At 44.2% G+C, this 18,572-nt stretch carries 16 protein-coding genes; 6 read left to right on the top strand and 10 right to left on the bottom strand.

Features of this window, described 5'->3' with window-relative positions; translation table 11 throughout:
* Positions 1-59 precede the first annotated feature (59 nt).
* Together FSC11_RS06210 and FSC11_RS06205 are read left to right on the top strand one after the other, a co-directional pair.
* The gene (locus FSC11_RS06210; RefSeq protein WP_005222449.1) at positions 60-1,061 is read left to right on the top strand and encodes a helix-turn-helix transcriptional regulator; all 1,002 of its coding nucleotides are present in this window, start codon (positions 60-62) and stop codon (positions 1,059-1,061) included.
* A 459-nt stretch (positions 1,062-1,520) separates the two neighbouring features.
* Complete coding sequence (locus tag FSC11_RS06205; RefSeq protein ID WP_163165779.1) at positions 1,521-3,191, top strand: FMN-binding glutamate synthase family protein; 1,671 nt, start codon at positions 1,521-1,523, stop codon at positions 3,189-3,191.
* A 62-nt stretch (positions 3,192-3,253) separates the two neighbouring features.
* Here FSC11_RS06205 and FSC11_RS06200 read toward each other — a convergent pair whose 3' ends face one another.
* The 4 genes from FSC11_RS06200 to FSC11_RS06185 are packed head-to-tail and all read right to left on the bottom strand — an operon-like array spanning position 3,254 to position 6,989.
* Positions 3,254-4,297 (bottom strand): alpha/beta hydrolase, encoded by a 1,044-nt coding sequence (locus FSC11_RS06200; protein ID WP_005222451.1) that lies wholly within the window; start codon positions 4,295-4,297, stop codon positions 3,254-3,256.
* Complete coding sequence (locus FSC11_RS06195; protein WP_005222452.1) at positions 4,297-5,427, bottom strand: YdcF family protein; 1,131 nt, start codon at positions 5,425-5,427, stop codon at positions 4,297-4,299. The genes FSC11_RS06200 and FSC11_RS06195 overlap by 1 nt, the downstream gene beginning before the upstream one ends.
* Positions 5,428-5,438: 11 nt before the next feature.
* Positions 5,439-6,473, bottom strand: a complete 1,035-nt coding sequence (gene murB / locus FSC11_RS06190; protein WP_004815672.1) for a UDP-N-acetylmuramate dehydrogenase — start codon at positions 6,471-6,473, stop codon at positions 5,439-5,441.
* Between the two features lie 3 nt (positions 6,474-6,476).
* Positions 6,477-6,989: a low molecular weight protein-tyrosine-phosphatase gene (locus FSC11_RS06185; protein ID WP_004892888.1), complete on the bottom strand. Its 513-nt coding sequence runs from the start codon at positions 6,987-6,989 to the stop codon at positions 6,477-6,479.
* A gap of 116 nt (positions 6,990-7,105) precedes the next feature.
* Here FSC11_RS06185 and FSC11_RS06180 point away from each other — a divergent pair, with 116 nt between their 5' ends.
* Positions 7,106-8,266, top strand: coding sequence for an iron-containing alcohol dehydrogenase (locus FSC11_RS06180; RefSeq protein WP_163165777.1), 1,161 nt, complete (start codon positions 7,106-7,108; stop codon positions 8,264-8,266).
* Positions 8,267-8,318: 52 nt separating this feature from the next.
* Entirely contained in the window at positions 8,319-8,768 is a 450-nt protein-coding gene (locus FSC11_RS06175; RefSeq protein WP_071320061.1) for an acyl-CoA thioesterase, read from the top strand.
* Between the two features lie 3 nt (positions 8,769-8,771).
* Here FSC11_RS06175 and dnaX read toward each other — a convergent pair whose 3' ends face one another.
* The 5 genes from dnaX to FSC11_RS06150 form a co-directional block, all read right to left on the bottom strand.
* Positions 8,772-10,865, bottom strand: a complete 2,094-nt coding sequence (gene dnaX, locus FSC11_RS06170) for a DNA polymerase III subunit gamma/tau (RefSeq protein WP_163165775.1) — start codon at positions 10,863-10,865, stop codon at positions 8,772-8,774.
* Between the two features lie 128 nt (positions 10,866-10,993).
* Positions 10,994-11,443, bottom strand: a complete 450-nt coding sequence (locus tag FSC11_RS06165; RefSeq protein WP_163165773.1) for a copper resistance protein NlpE N-terminal domain-containing protein — start codon at positions 11,441-11,443, stop codon at positions 10,994-10,996.
* An 83-nt stretch (positions 11,444-11,526) separates the two neighbouring features.
* A complete protein-coding gene (locus FSC11_RS06160; protein WP_163165771.1) occupies positions 11,527-12,777 on the bottom strand; it encodes a serine hydrolase domain-containing protein in 1,251 nt (416 codons plus the stop codon).
* A gap of 93 nt (positions 12,778-12,870) precedes the next feature.
* Positions 12,871-13,725, bottom strand: a complete 855-nt coding sequence (locus FSC11_RS06155) for a MaoC family dehydratase (RefSeq protein WP_163165770.1) — start codon at positions 13,723-13,725, stop codon at positions 12,871-12,873.
* 191 nt (positions 13,726-13,916) lie between these two features.
* A complete protein-coding gene (locus tag FSC11_RS06150) occupies positions 13,917-15,308 on the bottom strand; it encodes a 3-oxoacyl-ACP reductase (RefSeq protein WP_163165767.1) in 1,392 nt (463 codons plus the stop codon).
* Between the two features lie 240 nt (positions 15,309-15,548).
* On the opposite strand from FSC11_RS06150, the gene FSC11_RS06145 reads away from it, so the two are divergent.
* A complete protein-coding gene (locus FSC11_RS06145; RefSeq protein WP_004815659.1) occupies positions 15,549-17,063 on the top strand; it encodes an acetyl-CoA C-acetyltransferase in 1,515 nt (504 codons plus the stop codon).
* A gap of 73 nt (positions 17,064-17,136) precedes the next feature.
* On the opposite strand, the gene aceI is transcribed toward FSC11_RS06145, so the two are convergent.
* Entirely contained in the window at positions 17,137-17,568 is a 432-nt protein-coding gene (gene aceI, locus FSC11_RS06140; RefSeq protein ID WP_163165765.1) for a chlorhexidine efflux PACE transporter AceI, read from the bottom strand.
* Positions 17,569-17,666: 98 nt separating this feature from the next.
* Between aceI and aceR the strand changes: the two genes are divergently transcribed.
* Positions 17,667-18,557: an HTH-type transcriptional regulator AceR gene (gene aceR / locus FSC11_RS06135; RefSeq protein ID WP_071320068.1), complete on the top strand. Its 891-nt coding sequence runs from the start codon at positions 17,667-17,669 to the stop codon at positions 18,555-18,557.
* Positions 18,558-18,572 lie beyond the last annotated feature (15 nt).

The following is an 18,572-nucleotide window of genomic DNA, read 5'->3' as shown; positions in this document are numbered from 1 at the left end:
TAGAGATTTTTTATTGTGTTAATGATTTTTTCTCAATTTGCAGATCCTGATTTCAGCTTATGACCGCACAAGAAAAAGAAACTTCGAATAGCCTTTATCGCCAATGGCAAATTTTATCGCGCCTGACGACCGGGAAATGGATGGGCACTCGCGAATTGCAGGAAATCCTGGAACGTGAAGGTGTGGAAATTAGTTTGCGCACTATTCAGCGTGACCTGAATCAGATTGCGCAGCGTTTTCCCATTGAAAGCAGCAAAACTATTCCACAGGGCTGGCGTTGGCGTTCCGATGCACCGATTCAAAGTCTGCCGCACATGACCAGTTCACAAGCAGTGACGTTTATGATGGTTGAGGAACATCTCAAACATCTGTTACCACCCAGTCTGATTGAAGAAATGAATCCCTGGTTTGATCTCGCACGTCGCAGCCTGTCAACCCAGAACAATGTACGACAATGGATTAACCGGGTCCGTATCGTTCCTGCGACTCAGCCGCTGATTCCACCTGTTGTCGACCGTCAGGCACAACAGGCGGTTTATGAAGGTCTGTTACAGGACAAGCAGCTGGAATGTATCTATCAGGGTCGTGGGCAAAATAGTGAAGAAAAAACCTATATTCTTAATCCGCTGGCATTAGTACAGAAAGGTTCGATCATTTATCTGGTATGTACCCGTCATGACAAATCCGATATTCAGACCTTTGCCTTGCACCGCTTTAAGTCTGCGAATGTTTTAAATACGCGTGCCCTGCATCCGGTGAACTTTGATATTGATGAATATATTGAATCCGGTGCTTTGGGCTTCCGGGTCAACTTTGACCAGCCTACTGAAAATGTCATGCTGAAGCTGCACATGCCTGAAGCAGATGCACATTATTTTGAAGAAAGCCAGCTCAGCCGCGACCAACAGATTGAAAAACTTGATCATGGTATGGCTCTTATTAGTGCCACGGTTCCTTTTACTTCACAGCTGGTATGGTGGCTACGCAGCTTTGGTAACAAAATTCAAAAAATTGAACCTGAGCACGTTTCCCGAGCCGTATATCAACAAGACGAAGCATAAAAACTGACATAAAAAAGTCCCATTCCCGGGACTCATAATTTTTTATATTGTTTTTGTTATTGTTCTGGTTAATCGGCTGCTGATCCTGCATATATCTGTCTTGTTCCCCCAGATATATGCAGTAAGGAAGTTTCATAGTTAAGGGCATTACATACATGAGCACGCCAGCTCTGCAGTATTGAACCGGATTGATTTCTTCGTCATACCATCTCCCCCGCTATTGGATAAAATAACTTTAAACCAGCTTTTCCTGCATGTGAAATAAAAAGAAGCGATGCCTTTTGCAGATTTTTTTCATAGGATTTTTCCTGCTAAACATATCCATTTTGATTAATTTTCAATCCAAACTATCTTTCCAAGTTAAACCTATAAAATCGAATAACAATTTTGTTCTTGTATAAAACCGCCAAGCCTTGAAAATCTGAAGGTCTGATAAGAACAACAGGGAATCAAGATTTTATGGCAAATCCAGCTCAACTTGTCCGGCATAAACTGCTGAATACCTTCTTTTCACGCTATTCCATCTGGTTCCTTTGTATCTTTATTGCGTTGGTATTTACCGGCTTTCATATCGGCTATTCGCCCCGCTATATTTACTATTTCATGCCTCAAACGCTGGTCAATACACTGTGGATTATTAGCGCTGTTCTGAGTGTGGTGGGGCTATATGATGTACTGCAACACCGGCATTCTATTCTCAGGAACTATCCGATTATGGGTCATTTCCGCTTCCTCTTTGAAGAGTTCCGTCCTGAAATTCGCCAGTACTTTATTGAAGCCGATCAGGATGCCCTGCCTTTTTCCCGTATGCAGCGCAGTCTAGTTTATCAACGTGCCAAAAATGAAAATTCTGACAAACCTTTTGGTTCGATTATCGATGTCTATAACCATGACTATAAGTTTGTCACGCATTCGATTATCCCTTGCCCACCCGCAGATCCAGCAACTTTCAGGATTACGATTGGCAATGAACAATGCAAGCAGCCTTATAGTGCTTCAATCATGAATATCTCCGCCATGAGTTTTGGCAGTATGAGTGCCAATGCCATCCGCGCGCTTAATCTGGGTGCCAAAATGGGCAATTTCTACCATGATACGGGTGAAGGCAGTATTAGCCCTTATCATCTGGAAAATGGCGGAGACCTAGTTTGGGAAATTGGTAGTGCTTACTTTGGTTGTCGTACACTGGACGGCCAGTTTGATCCGATCAAATTTGCGGAGAAAGCCAAAATTCCACAAGTGAAAATGATTGAAATCAAGTTGTCTCAAGGTGCGAAACCAGGACATGGTGGGATTCTTCCAAAAGCCAAGATTTCTGAGGAAATTGCGGAGATTCGCGGAGTTAGCCGCGAACATGACTGTGTTTCACCAGCCAGTCATCCTGCGTTTGGCACACCAATTGAAATGATGGAATTCATTCAGCAATTACGTGAGCTGTCTGGTGGCAAACCGGTTGGCTTTAAGCTATGTCTGGGGCAGCCCTGGCAATTTATGAGTATCGTCAAAGCGATGCTGCATACCAAAATCCTGCCGGACTTTATTGTGGTCGATGGTTCAGAAGGCGGTACAGGTGCAGCACCGATTGAGATGATTGATAATATTGGCGTTCCCCTGCGTGAAGGCTTATTGTTCGTTCATAACACATTAGTGGGTGCAGGATTACGCAAACAGATCAAAATTGGTGCAAGCGGCAAGATCATTAGTGCATTCGATATCGCCAGTACGATCGCCATTGGTGCAGACTGGGTCAATTCAGCACGTGGTTTTATGTTTGCTATTGGCTGTATTCAAGCGCAAAGCTGTCATACTAACCAGTGTCCGGTTGGTGTCACTACTCAGGATAAGAGCCGCCAAAAGGCGCTACATGTGCCAAGCAAGGCTGAACGGGTCTATAATTATCATAAAAGCACCCTTAAAGCCCTCTCCGAAATGATTGCATCTGCTGGTGTTTGTCATCCATCTGGTATTAAACCTCATCAACTGGCTCAACGCATCAACAGCCATGAGATTAAAAACTATGCACAATTACACTTCTGGATGAAAGAAAATGAGCTGCTTCACTGTGAAAATCGTGATGAAGAAAACTTTTATTACCGCATGTGGAATATCGCAACTGCAGAAAAATTTTAAATATATCTAAATGAAAAAGGCGATTCTTTAGAATCGCCTTATCTACTATTCATCATCTGAACTTAATAATAAGTTCGACCACCCTGCGCATGCAGAAAGGCTGGAATCAGACCGGTCAGTGCCGCACGAATATCAGCTCGCTCATTAATCAGCTGATGCGAACCTTCCTCTAACATCAACAATGTCTGCAGGCGGAATTTACGCCGAATAAATTCGATATTATAACGCCAATCCACCGTCTGATCCTGCGCACCCTGTGCCAGCCATACCGGAATACGGCAAGCTGGCCGGTCTTCCATCTGCTGCATCCAGCGTGACATCGCGAGAATCCAGTCCATGCCCATCATACGGGGTTGTAATGGATCTTTTAAACGTACAAAGCGCAGGAATTCAGGGTTATGGTTATTACGTCTGAAATGGCGTGGTACTTCACGCTTAATCCGGCGAATAATCCCGAGACCTACAGAGTTATGCCACCATGCTGTTTTAGCTGGACGAATCAGTGGTGAAAGTAGCAGTACGCGATCTACAAAGGGATTTTCACGACGTTCTGCAAACTCCAGCAAGTGGTGCATCCAGATTGCACCACCAGTACTTTGTCCGATACCTAACCATGGTTTTGGCAACTGCGTTGCATGACGTACATAACGGTGTACTGCATGCAATACCTGCTGATAATGGTCAAAGTTCTGAATATTGGCTGATGAACCATTACTCAAACCGTGCCCCGGCAAATCAAAGGTGAGTACACTAAACCCTTCTTCCAGTAGCTCTTTGACAATTGGCTGATAGATCCCGCTATGTTCTAGATAGCCATGCAATAGAAACACCGTTCCCTGAATTTTATCAAAACGGCTTTCGGTCAGATCCGGCTCAAAGACTTGCACATGCAATTTAAACAATGGCATTTGCACATAACCTTGCCAGTGTTTCGCATTGAGCAGGTCAAAACCATACAGTTTCCGGTAAGCCTGTAATTCCAGCGTAGACTGCATGTCCCGATTCAGATTTAATGGTTGCAACAGCTGTGGTGTAATATCCCGGTTGGGGACTGGTAATTCCAGCTGTTTGAGAATTGTCGGGTTTAAAAATGGGATATCTGACATTAAGGTACCTCCCGACAGTCACTTGATCCAAACCACACATCCCGAAGTGTTGCTAAGAGTTCATAGTTAGCCCGTCGGCTATGATCATAGTTTTTAACACTTGGACGCCATGTAGTAAGTGAATTTGGCATTGGCGCTTCCACCGGAATGGTCTGAATACCGTTAAGTGCGAACAGACGGCGTGTACGCGGCATATGATAGCGGTCCGTGATCAAGATCACCGTAGGGGCTCCACCCTTCTTCTGTAACAGCAATGAGCTGAAACGAGAATTCTCACAGGTATTCATACTACGGTCTTCAAGAAGTTTGGCATCTACGTCATAGGCCTGCAACCAGCGTTGCATATACGGTGCTTCTACACCACTCAAAACAATCGGCAGATCATACTGTTTTTCGGTTTCCAGGGTTTTTTCCAGGCGCAGACGAGTATAGTCATTGACGATAATATCTTTGCCATTTTCATGCAGGGTCAAACCGCCGCCCAAGACCACAATAGCATAAGGTTTGGACATCTCATCCTGCACTGGCTTTTGGCCATGATTTAAAGTCGCGAGGTCTTCGGCAAATTCCACATTGGTCATTTGCGCAATATTTTGCTGATGCTGTTCAACATCATAGCTTTTCAGGAATTCTATAAACTGTCCCATCTGGGCAGCATTTTCATCACTGCTCAAGCTTAACAATTCAGTCAGATCATCTGGTTCTACTACATCAGCTGCTTCTGTTTCAGTCACCAGCAATGGTACCTGAACTTTCTGCTGTTCAGATTTTTCTGCCTCAGCTTCACGTTCATCTTCAAGTAACTGCTGTAAAGCTTTATAGCGTGCCTGAATCAGTGACAGGTTCTGTGACTGATTTTTGGAAATATCTTCTTCCATCACCTTGAGATAGGCCTGACGCGCAATCCATAGCTCAGAACCTGGCTCCAGTGTTTCATTAACACTTAAGGAAGCCTGTTTCTGGCTTTCAGCCGCGATCTGATTGACCTCGACCGGAACAAAATAGTTCAGTCCTTTGACCACCAGATGTGAATAAAACGGCGAATAAAGAAAGACTACGAACAGTGCGCACAGCACAAATAGTACTGAGACTACTTGAACTATTCGAACCATCCAGTGTGCTTTATCCATCTATTTATCCTTTAATCCTGATGTGAGCGGATCATGCCATTTTCAGCAAATAAAACTGGCTCCGGTTCAAGCAGAACCCCAAATTTTTCCTGAACATCCGCCTGTACGGCCTGGTAGGTTGCACGCACGTCCTTGAGCGAGGCATTGGCATAATTCACCAGCACCAGCGCCTGCTTATGGAACATGCCGACTGACCCCAGCTGTTTACCTTTCCATCCGCTTTGGTCAATTAACCAGCCGGCTGCCATTTTAACTTGATTATTTGGCTGTGGATAATGAGGTAAATTCGGAAATTGTTGAGCAATTTGGTCAAAGAATTGTAAATCAACTACTGGATTTTTAAAGAAACTACCCACATTTGGATATTCTTTAGGATCAGGCAATTTGCTCTGACGAATCTGAATCACTTGGCGCTCCAGATTTTCTGGCGTCTGTTCCTCACCCACTGCTGTTTTCAGGTCACCATAATTGAGTTTAAGCTCCGGCTGTTTCAACAGACGGAAGATGACATGGGTAATAATGTAACGACCCGGATGATCTTTAAAGATACTATGACGGTAGGCGAAGTCACAATCTGCTGCTTTGATTGAGCTAAAACTGTGATTTTCACGATCATAGACTTCAACGCTTTCAATAAATTCCCCGACCTCTACCCCATAGGCACCAATATTTTGTACTGGCGAAGCACCAACAAGACCTGGAATTAAAGCCAGATTTTGCAGGCCATAAAAGTCTTGCTGTGTGGTCCATAATACAAAATCATGCCAACTCTGGCCTGCTCCAACACGAAGGCGTTGCACCTGATCATCCGCATCCAGCAGTTCAATGCCCTGAATGTCCATATGCAATACCAGTGCATGAATCTGTTCCGGTAAAAGCATATTGCTACCACCAGACAGAATCAGAACATTCAGCTGTTGCTGTTTGGCAAAATCCAGAGCCTGAATCAGATCATCATTTGATTGAATTTTGCAGTAATGTGATGCAATTGCATCCAGACTGAGAGTATTAAAAGGTTTAAGTTGAACCTGTGTTTGGATTTGCATGACTTAAACCTTAAGCTCTTTTTGTTGCATTTTAAAGACATCGATCCACGCAAGACTGCTGGATTCACACTGATTGAGTACACGTTCAAAACCCTCAGCACCGCCATAATAAGGATCGGGTACTGCCTGTTTTGGATAGTCAGAATCATATTCACTCATCAGGGCGACTTCAGCACGTAATTGGCCAAGTTGTTGTTGAGCACGTTTCTGAAGTGCAAGAATATCCCTAAGATTGTCTTCATCCATCGCGAGCATCAGATCAAAATCAAGGAAATCCTGTAGAGTCAGCTGACGGGCACGCAATGCAGACAGATCATAACCCCGCTTTAAGGCATGTTCCTGACTGCGCAGATCAGGCGCTTTACCCGGGTGATAATTACTGGTTCCCGCCGAATCAATCATGATATTGAGATTATGTACATCGCAATAATGTCTGAGGACCACCTCTGCCGTGGGAGAACGACAAATATTTCCCAGACAAACACATAACACCTTAAATGGCGTTCTGGATGACATAAACAACCTCAGCACTACTTTATTTTCAGGATTCTTATGTTAAGTTATTTGTATAGTGAATCCTATATCACAACGCCACAATAATATGAATTTGGATAAAAATTAAGGAAGCAGCCATGCAAAGATTTCAATTTCAGACTGTTCCCAACATCATTGCCGGACTTGGCACGATTCGTGAGCTGCACCAAATTCTACAGAAAGGCAAATATGTCCGCGTGCTACTGGTGACCGATCAAGGCATGATTGCGCAGAATCTGCATGAGGAAGTTTTATACATTATCAATGAAGCAGGTCTGGATTATGCTATCTATGCCGATGTGCAGGCAGATCCACCAGAACATATTATAGCGGATGCCATTTCTTTCGCCCGTCAGGAACAGATCGATGTTGTGATTGGTTTTGGTGGTGGCAGTTCACTGGATGTGGCCAAGATTATTGCGGTCTTGAGCCATCCACAGCAAACCCAATGCCTGAATGAACTCTATGGTATCGATCAAGTTGAAGGCCCACGTCTACCACTGATCCTGATTCCGACTACGGCAGGAACCGGTTCGGAAGTCACCCCCATTTCAATTGTGACCACAGGTGAAACCACTAAAACCGGAATTGTTTCGCCTTTGCTGTTTGCTGATATTGCAATTCTGGATGCCAGCTTTACCCGTGGTTTACCTAAACATATTACGGCAGCGACTGGCATTGATGCGATGGTGCATGCCATAGAAGCGTATACATCGAAAATCAAGAAAAATCCCTATTCGGATATGCTGGCCAAACAGGCATTAAAGCTCCTGAACAACAATCTGACTCGTGTTCTGGATGATGGAGATGACCTGGAAGCACGCCAGAATATGCTGGTCGGTTCCATGCTGGCTGGTCAGGCTTTTGCCAATGCACCTGTCGGTGCGGTACATGCACTGGCTTATCCACTTGGCGGGCATTTTCATCTGTCCCATGGGCATAGCAATGCGATTGTGCTGACAGAAGTACTGAAGTTTAATGCCCCTGCTGCCAAACAGAAATATGCCGAACTAATGACCTGGCTCGATCCCCACAGTAAAGGCTGTCATGATGGCTTAACTGATCTGTTCATTGATCATTTTAATAATCATCTGCAACGCAGTGGTTTACCTTTAAAACTTGCTCAGCTGGATATTCCTGAGCATATATTGATGATATTGGCTGAAGATGCCATGAAACAGACTCGACTGTTGCAAAACAACCCGCGTGATATGACTGTAGAGGATGCTTTACAGATCTATCAGGCGATTTATGCCTAATGTTTACCAATTAAACGCTTAAATTAATCTCAATTTTTATAAGAAATGATTCATGAGTAAAACAACTGTCAAAACCCGTAAGCAATATACTTATTTCCTCAGCATCCAGACCCGCTGGGCGGATAATGATTTATATGGTCATGTCAATAATGTCACCTATTACAGCTATTTTGATACCGCAGCCAATGCCCTGCTGATCCAGCATGCCGGTTTTGATCCAAGGACTTCTCCTCATATTGGTTTGGTGGTGAATTCCTGCTGTCAGTTCAATCAGGAACTGTCTTATCCTGAAGTGATTGAGGTCGGTGTCAGTATCGCCAAGCTAGGAGGTTCTTCCCTGACTTATGACCTGGCTATTTTTAAGCAAGGCAACGACCAGGCTGCTGCCCAAGGCAGTTTTGTACATGTTTTTGTCGATCGTCATACACGAAAAAGCACCCCGATTTCAAATGAAATGCGGGATGCCCTATGTCCGTTTATGCACAGTAGCTGTGAAATCTAGAACTTATTTCAGCTGAATGTTTTTCAATTCTGCATCGAAGTTTTGTACCAGATCTTTCACAGCGGGCTCTGCATGTAGCAATTCCTCAGCTCGTTTAAATGCACGCACTTTACGTTCACGCTGCATGGTATAAGGTGTCAGTTCATTGACATCTTCAAACTTCACCTTGAATTGCGTACCTGTCCATTGCTGTTTTAAAGCTTCTTCTAAGGTATGTTGCAACTGACCGAGTAGCTGCTGGTAACGCTCCGGAATATGAAAAACTGATTCTCCATCAATCTGCCCGGTCATAATGCCGTACTGTGCCAGCTCCTGTACCGCTGGTGAAAGCTGGCTATTGCGGAACCAGAATTCCCATTTTTCTACAGTCCATTCACCTTGCATGTCCTGTACCGGAATTTGCAGGATATCCTGTGGCATTAGATTACGATCTGTTGAAATATCTGCATTTGCTATCTGGACATGTCCAACTTCTGTCGGTGCAATAGGCGCTACTTGGGATTCAACTGCAATATTTTCAACAGTTTCTGGCTCAGGTGCTGCTGCAAACAAACTGGATTCAGGCTCATTCTGTTCTACAGGCGCAGCAGTACGATTTTCAGGAAGATATTCTTCTAACAGGAAATCATCACTACTGGCTTCTGTGCTTGCTGTAGCTGGTTCCGCCGGCACATCATCAAAACCAAACAGTCCATCATCCACACTTGGATCAAACATAATCTGATCCGTACTTGGTTGCTTAACTGTCGTAGGTTCTGCTGCCTGTGCTTCGACAGGCGCAGCATGTAAATCTGGTTCATCTTCCACATCGAGAAAATCATCAGAAGATGATTCAGACTGCGCAGTGGCTGAGCTATATTCTGGCTCATCCTCATAACCATCATCTAATGGAAAATCTTCGATCACCGGTGATGCAACTGGAGCACTTTCCTGTTGGGGTACAATACTTGGCTGTGCAGCTACAGGTGCCACTTGTTGTACTGGTACAGTATTGGCTGGAATCTCATTTGGCTGTAATGGACGGAAAGCCAGCAAGCGCAGCACCGTCATTTCAAAACCCTGCTCCTGCGTTACTGCCATTTGCAGATCAGCACGACCCTTACAGGCAATTTGATAATACAGCTGCAGATCTTGTGCCGAAATCAGTCCTGAGAGCTGCATGATTTTCTGGTTAATTTCAGCACTATATTTCAGACTTAAATCTGGTAAATATTGTAAAAGTGCCAGTTCATGCAAGGTCGAGATCAGCTGATCTAGTACTAGAGATACATCTAGTGCCTGCTGCCGGAACTGAAGTAAAAGTTCACTGACACGGGCCTTCTGATTCTGGTGAATCGCCAAAATCAGGTCATAGATAATGGTGCGGTCAATCAGGCCCAGCATCTCTTTCACGTCCTGATGCTGAATCGCACCCTGGCCATAGGCAATGGCCTGATCAGTCAGCGACAGTGCATCACGCAATGAACCTTGTGCAGATTCAGCAATTTGCCAGATTGCATCCTGGTCAGCCTGAATACTTTCTTTTTGTAAAATATGACCCAGGTGATCAGTAATTTCATCGACTGCTAATGGACGTAAAGTAAACTGTAAACAGCGCGAAATAACCGTAATCGGGAGTTTTTGCGGATCTGTGGTTGCAAACAGGAACTTCACATGTTCAGGTGGTTCTTCCAGCGTCTTTAACAAGGCATTGAAAGAATGGGTGGAGAGCATGTGCACTTCATCGATCAGATAGACCTTGAAGCGCCCTTGAGTCGGTGCATAGGGAACGTTATCTAACAGTTCACGTGTATCTTCAACTTTTGTTCGGGAAGCTGCATCGATCTCGATCAGGTCAATAAAACGGCCTTCATTCACGGCAGTACAGGTTGGACAGACCTCACACGGCGTTGAAGTCACACCTGTTTCACAGTTCAGGCATTTTGCAAGAATACGTGCAATCGTCGTTTTACCCACACCGCGCGTACCCGTAAACAAATAGGCATGATGCAGACGACCACGTTCGAGCGCACTGGTTAAGGCACGAGAAACATGGTTTTGACCCACCAATTCATTGAAATTACGAGGACGATATTTTCGTGCAAGTACCTGATACATGTATGCTCCTTTTTACAGGTCTAAGCATACTGTTTTTTTGATAAATAGTGAAATAAATGCAGGAATTGAATAAATAAAAATCCCTTTTTTATTCAGATAAAAAAAGGGATATAAAACAAAAACTTTTATCAAGAATTTAGGCTTTCAGCTAAAATAAAATCACTTTGCATCTGATAGCGTTTGCCTGTTTGATCTTCACGAATTTCGAGTAAACCCTTTTCCAGATCAACAAACAGTAAATTTCGTTTAGCGACGTTGAGCAATTCAATCTTCTGTCGACTGTCATCCTGAAAACGGATTTTACCGCTAATCGTTTCAATCTCATTATGACCGCTCAGACTCTCACGTTCCAGCACAAAGGTTTTATCTTCATTTAGTCGAAGTTTTACAGCCATTCCCGGACAATCTTCACAGCTGGATAAACATCCCATACACGGTGTTGTGCCCTGATATTCACCCGCCCAGGCCGTTTGCATCGCCTGAGCTTCAATTGCAGTTTGGGCTTTATCCTGTTTGGTATCCTGACAACCCCATAGTGCCGCCGTTGCCACGAGTGGAATCAAAATAACTTTCTTCATGATTCTAGATTCAGCATGTTGATTATGCGGCAACATACCATAGTGAACACCGTGAGGTAAATTGCATTAATTTGTCGGGAATCTTAAAACCAGCCCTTACGTCCGGTCTGGACCTGATCAGCGCAACGTAAGGCTTCCTGAGTTAAGCCCCACAGACGGTAATCTCCAGTAATGGAAGCAGTAGGAAAATTATGGGTATAAGCAAAACTCAGTTTACGTTCCGGATCACACCAGGCTCCAGAGCCATTAAAACCGACATGACCAAAGCCTTTTGTTGATTTTCCTAAGGTCAGGATGCGGTGATAGCCTAGACGCCAATGCATCGGAAACGGCATAATCCGGTCACGATGGGTATATTGCACCGTACTTAAACGTGTAAAAGTCTTTTGGGAAATAAGGTCTTGTCCCTGCCATTGGCCTTGTTGTGCCAGCATGGCATAGACTTTTGCCAGACTCTGAGCAGTAAATACCCCGGTTGCTGCAGGAATAATGGCTTTAAGCCCTTCATCACTAAAGAAGTTGAGATGCTTCATACCTTTAGGAATCATGGCATCCTGAAAATCCTGCGGATTTTGACCACTCAGCTCTAAGGCGCGTTCTATCACATTAGGCTTCCTTGGTTGATGAGTTTGATCTGCGCGTGACCGAGTCTGTTCTTTTTTCCGGTGAATCGGACGAGCAACACGTACCAATTCATGCTCAGGCACACCAAAGTGAGCACCATCTAGCTGTAATGGTTGCACCAGATATTGCTCCATCAACTCAGCAAGTGTTTTGCCAGTCGCTTTTTCCAATGCTCCACCGACCTGCCAGCCAAAAGTGAGTGGCTGATAAGCTGCATCCGTTCCTAAAGCAAAACGTGGTCTGGCTGCGGCAACGCGTTGCAGTATATGCGACCAGTCCACCATTTCCCGGGCATCCTCGATGATATTGCGAATATCATACAAACCACTTTGATGGCTGAGTATATGTGCCAGCGTGATCTGGTCTTTGTCTTGCTGGGCAAACTCTGGCCAGTATTCTGCTACAGGTGTGTCATAGCTGATCAGTCCATGACTGACCAGGATATGTGCCAAGGTCGCTAAGACACCTTTGCCAGTGGAATAACACACTGACAGCGTATCCGGTTGCCACAGTTCCTGTTCAGATTTTTTGCCGGTATAAATATCCAGGACTTTTTCACCCTGATGATAAACCACCAGTGCAGCACCCCCCTGTTCGGCACGTGCATCCTGAAAACGACTAAACTGCACGGCCAGATCCTGAAAGCGAGGATCAACATAACCTAGATAGTTTTCGGTACTGGCAGATAGATATTGTTTAATCGGTTTCATGCGTCCTTCCTTGATACATGTTTCAAATGAGATCTAATATTTATACAGGCTGAAATAAAAAAAGCCTAAATCAAGTTTAGGCTTTTTAGATCATTATAAAGCTTTGATGCTACCTGAAACATGCGGTTTCTGGCTTTTCGCATTACGGATCAGGAATTCAGTATCATTGCCTGATTTCGCAGTCGTGAACTGCACTTTAGATGGCAAGTACATCGGTAGCTTAAACCACACATCCGCTTCATAGGCATCTGGCAGGGTCAGGCTGGCCAACGCTCTTGCCTTACTCCACATACCATGGGCAATCGCCTGTTTAAAACCGAAAGCTTTAGCTGTTAGTGCATGAATGTGAATCAGGTTAAAGTCACCTGAAGACATGGCATAGCGACGACCAGTATTTTCAGAAATGTCCCATTCAGCATTCACTTCATAATTCGGTATTTTGCTTTCTATGGTTTTTGCAGATGCTTTTGCATCAGTTTTTTGACGGGACAAATAAGTGGTTAATGCTTCAACCACGACATCATTACCGACTTTCACTGTAGTAATGAAATCAAACTGTACGCCTTTGTCATGTGGCTGCAACTCACCGAACGTGCAAGATAAAGTCAGCTGTTCATTCACACCCACTTTACGGTATTGCTTGACCTGATTGCGGATATGCACCAATCCTAAAATTGGGAATGGGAAAGCTTCCGAGGTCATCATATGCATTTGCAGGCTTTGTGAAAGTACTGCCAGATAGATCGCCGGGATATAACCATTGTTCTTAAAACCACAGACGGCGTTGTAAGCTTTTAAATGCTTTTGATCGACCTTGAATGAATCTACCACGTATTCAACTTGCGGCAGGACCTTTTCACCCTTTGGCTTTTTTGAAATGATGCCCTGAATGATTTTTGGATAAGCAAGATACGGCTTTGGAAGTTGATTAAAATGGCGAGTATGCATACTGAACCTTTGGAATATTTTTATTTCAATTTAGATTGAAAGCCCCTTCTCCCTCTGGGAGAAGGCTGGGATGAGGATAATATCTCATCCTGCCTTCTATTTAATTTATTTAACCTTTCCTACGAGGAGAGGGAATTCTTGATCTACTCTACGGGTTAACGTAGAAAGAGAAAAGAACTTTTCAGAAAGAATTAAGCCCCTAACAGGCTCTGACCACAGACACGAACCACATTGCCATTCAAGCCTGTAGATGCAGTTGAAGCGAACATTGCAATCGTTTCAGCGACATCGACTGGTAAACCACCTTGACTCATTGAATTCATACGGCGGCCAGCTTCACGAATTGCGAAAGGAATTGCAGCAGTCATTTGAGTTTCAATAAAACCAGGAGCAACGGCGTTAATGGTAATACCATTGCTTAAAGTTGGGGCTGTATATTTCACAATACCGACTACACCCGCTTTAGAAGCCGCATAGTTAGTTTGACCCAGATTACCTGCAATACCAGAGATTGAAGATACACAGATAATACGGCCGTTAGCGTTCAGACCGTCATTATTCAACAGGTAATCATTGACACGCTCAATCGCTGAAAGGTTAATGTTAATTACCAGATCCCAAAGCTCAGGCTTCATGTTTGCCAAAGTCTTGTCACGGGTAATACCGGCATTATGCACGATAATATCTAAACCGCCCTGCGCAGCTGCCGCAGCTTTGATTTTTTCACCTGCATCTGCAGCCGTAATATCAATTGCTAAGGTAGAACCACCAATCTCACCTGCTACACGATCAAGATCTGCTTGCTGTTGCGGAACGTCCAGACAGATCACATGTGCACCATCACGTGCCAGTACATGAGCAATCGCTTCACCAATACCACGGCTAGCACCTGTGACTACAGCTGTCTTGCCTGCCAAAGGTTTAGTCCAGTCCACATCTTGGGTCGCTGCTTGAGATACGCGAATCACCTGACCAGACACATACGCAGAACGTGGAGAAATCGCAAAGCGCAGTGCAGACTCGAGATTTGCTTCAGCCCCATTGTCCACATAGATCAGGTTCGCTGCGATACCTTTTTTGAATTCTTTACCCACTGATTTTACAAAACCTTCAAGCGCACGTTGTGCAATCGCCTGCTTCACTGACGTTGCTGATTCAGGAGTTGTTCCTACAATCACCACACGACCAGATGCCTGGATTTGACGCGCGATTGGATTAAAGAAATCATATAACGCTTTTAAATCGTCCGAATTCTGAATACCAGACGCATCAAAAATTGCTACTTTGAATTTTGATTCTTTGTCGCCCTGGTTAAATGCACCCAGGTTCAGACCCGCTTGTGCAGCTGCCTGTTGCAGTTCAGCATTATTTCCCGCATAGCTATTGGCATGAATATTTGCCAAAACCTGTGCAATTGAACCAGTCAAAGTACTGCCAGGTGCAGCACCTACTAAAACGGCGCCTTTGACTACAGGAGTTGCAGAGTCATAGCGCTCAAGGAAGGTTGGGGATGGAAGGCCCAGGTTTTTAATGACAAATTTACCAATAGGAGATTTTGCGAACGCTTGGTACTGGTCAGTCATGATTATTATCTCTCATACAAATTAATTTTTGATCGATCTAAAGTTATGCTTTAACTTCAATATGATGTCAGATACTTATAATTCAATAGATCCATCAGATTCCGGTCAATAATACTTGAGATAATAAACAGATGACTTGACCTAAGCGCACTCTGTAATGTCATTCTAGTCAATTCAGCCTATAGCCTTCTATGCTAATGTAGCGACCAAGAAGATGATCAATTTGCCTGGTAAAGCCTTATGAGCAAAACAACTCAAGAAAATCCAGCGGTCGAGAATCCTGTAGCCGAAAGCGTGTCAAAACCATCAACAGCACGCAAGCGCACAAGCAAAACGACGAGCGCAACGTCTGCAGAAAAAAGTCCGACGAAAACCACGCGCCCCCGTGCTGCGTCTAATCGTGCGGAAAATACGACTTCAAGCAATAAAACCTTAACACCAAAAACACAGATTTCTGTTCAACAGGACCAAAACATGAGCCAAAATACAGTTCGCCGCGTTGCTATTATCGGTGGTAACCGCATTCCATTTGCACGTTCTAACGGTGCTTACTTTACGGCATCCAATACTGATATGTTCACCGCAGCCCTGAATGGCCTGATTGAACGTTTTAATTTACAAGGTCAACGCCTGGGTGAAGTCGTTGCTGGTGCAGTATTGAAACACAGCCGTGACTTTAACATGACGCGTGAGTGCGTACTGAACACTGCCCTTGCACCTGAAACTCCGGCTTATGACATTCAGCAGGCATGTGGTACTGGTCTGCAAGCTGCATTCCTGGTTGCCAATAAAATTGCATTAGGTCAAATCGAAGTCGGTGTGGCTGGTGGTGTAGATACTACTTCTGACGCGCCAATCGCATTTGGTGATGGTTTACGTAAAGCTTTACTTGAACTGAACATTGCTAGAACAGCAAAAGATCGTTTGAAAGCTTTAACCAAAATCAATGTGAAAGACCTGATGGATGCACCGAAAAATGGTGAGCCACGTACCGGCCTGTCTATGGGCGACCATCAGGCAATCACAACACTGGAATGGGGTATCTCTCGTGAAGCACAGGATGAACTGGCTGCATCTTCACACCAGAAAATGGCAGCAGCATACGAAGAAGGTTTCTTTGATGACCTGATCACACCATTCCTAGGTCTTGAGCGTGACAATAACCTGCGTCCAGATTCTTCAGTTGAAAAACTGGCAAAATTGAAACCTGCTTTCGGTAAGGGCGATGCACGTACCATGACTGCGGGTAACTCTACTCCGCTGACGGATGGCGCATCTTGTGTACTACTAGCATCTGAAGAATGGGCGAAAGCCAATGGCCATGAAGTACTGGCTTACTTAACTTTCCAGGAAACTGCGGCAGTTGATTTCGTGGAGAAAAAAGAAGGTTTGTTGATGGCACCTGCTTATGCCGTTCCACGTATGCTGGAGCGTGCTGGTCTGAAACTTCAAGACTTTGACTACTATGAAATCCATGAGGCATTTGCATCGCAAGTACTTTCAACTTTGAAAGCATGGGAAGATCCGAAATTCTGTAAAGAGCGTTTAGGCCTGGATGCACCATTGGGTTCAATCGACCGTGCCAAACTGAATGTAAAAGGCTCTTCACTGGCAGCGGGTCACCCATTTGCTGCAACAGGTGGCCGTATCATCGCGACTGCTGCGAAACTATTAAACCAGAAAGGTTCAGGTCGTGTACTAGTGTCGATCTGTGCGGCTGGCGGTCAAGGTGTGACTGCGATTATTGAAAAATAATCTTTACAGCTGATTTAAAAAAGCACCTCATATGAGGTGCTTTTTTATTGGTCACGCAATGCTTTAAGACAAATCAACTTTTAGCATATTCAGGACGAATTCCCATTTTTATTTCAATCTGGTCATAGCACCACTGGAAAATAAAGGTATAGACCAGAATGCATAGCGTTAAACTCAAATCTGTCAAAATTGCCTGCCACAAGCTCATCTCTAAGGCATATGCCACCATCGGAATGGTCGCCAGCATCAAGCCACCTTCAAACCCGATGGCATGCGCAATACGCACCTTAATGGTTCTTTTCAGCTGATGTTTTGCCTCAATTTTTTCAAAATAATGGTTAAACAGCATATTCCAGACTACGGAAGTGACTGCCATGGCAACACCTAAAGTTCCGGTAACTTCCATTGGCAACTGAAAGATATAACTCAGGGTAATGGCAATAATGATTAACAGAATGACCTCATAGCTCAATGCATGCACAATCCTTCTGCTTGAAATTAACATTTCTGCTTACTCAAATAGATTAATAATATCGCTTAGTTTATTTTCAATTATTTGATTATTCGAGTTAGAATCTTTCAAAAATATTGATAGATAAAAACATGAATATTAATCAGGAACAATTACTGCTGTTTAAAGCAGTGATAGAGACTGGCTCCTTCTCGGCAGCCGCACGCAAGCTTGGCAAAGTGCCCTCCGCGGTGAGTATGGCCATTGCCAACATGGAAATTGATCTGGATTTACAGCTTTTTAAACGGATTGGCCGTGAGCCACAGCCTACAACAGCAGCTCAAGTGCTGTATGAAAAGACTGAACAACTGTTAGTAGAAATGAATCAGTGGAAGCAACATGCTCAAGCATTAAGCTCAGGGCTAGAATCTGAACTGAATATTGTCATTGTATCTGAGCTCCTACATACACGCTGGACCGATTATGTAGTCTTACTGGAACAGCAGTTTCCGGATTTACAAATCAATGTATTTTCTGCCCCGCAAGAAGATGCTCACCGGTTGTTATTTGAAGGCGCTGCCCAACTTGCATTGATGTTTGAACGAGAGCAACTGGAGACCCGGGAGCAGTTTGTAGAACTGAAAAAAGAAACGCTGGTTGCCGTTGCCGCGAAATCCCATGCTTTAAGTCAGCTTGATCAGGTTAGCTATGAGCAGATTCTGAATAGTCGCCAGATTGTAGTTGCCAGCCGTGATCATCAGATCAAGCCAGAACTGTTATTTTCCAGAAACTATTGGCGTACCGATAACCATCACTCTGCCTATCGACTGATTAAACAGGGTCTGGGCTGGGGGATTTTACCGATGGAAATGCTGCATGAACATCCACATATTCAGGAACAACTGCATATTCTGGATCTGTATGATTTCACCCCAAAGTTTGATTATTTTGTCGATCTGGTCTGGAGTCGTGAAACAAAACTCGGTCAGGCTGCACATTTTTTGATTAATCACATCAGAAATCAACGCAAAAATACAGATTAGTTACTGAAAATAGTC

It is taken from the genome of Acinetobacter schindleri (assembly GCF_010918895.1).
GTDB lineage: Bacteria > Pseudomonadota > Gammaproteobacteria > Pseudomonadales > Moraxellaceae > Acinetobacter > Acinetobacter schindleri.
The sequence above is the reverse complement of the archived record's forward strand: the minus strand, read 5'-3'. Positions and strand labels throughout refer to the sequence as shown.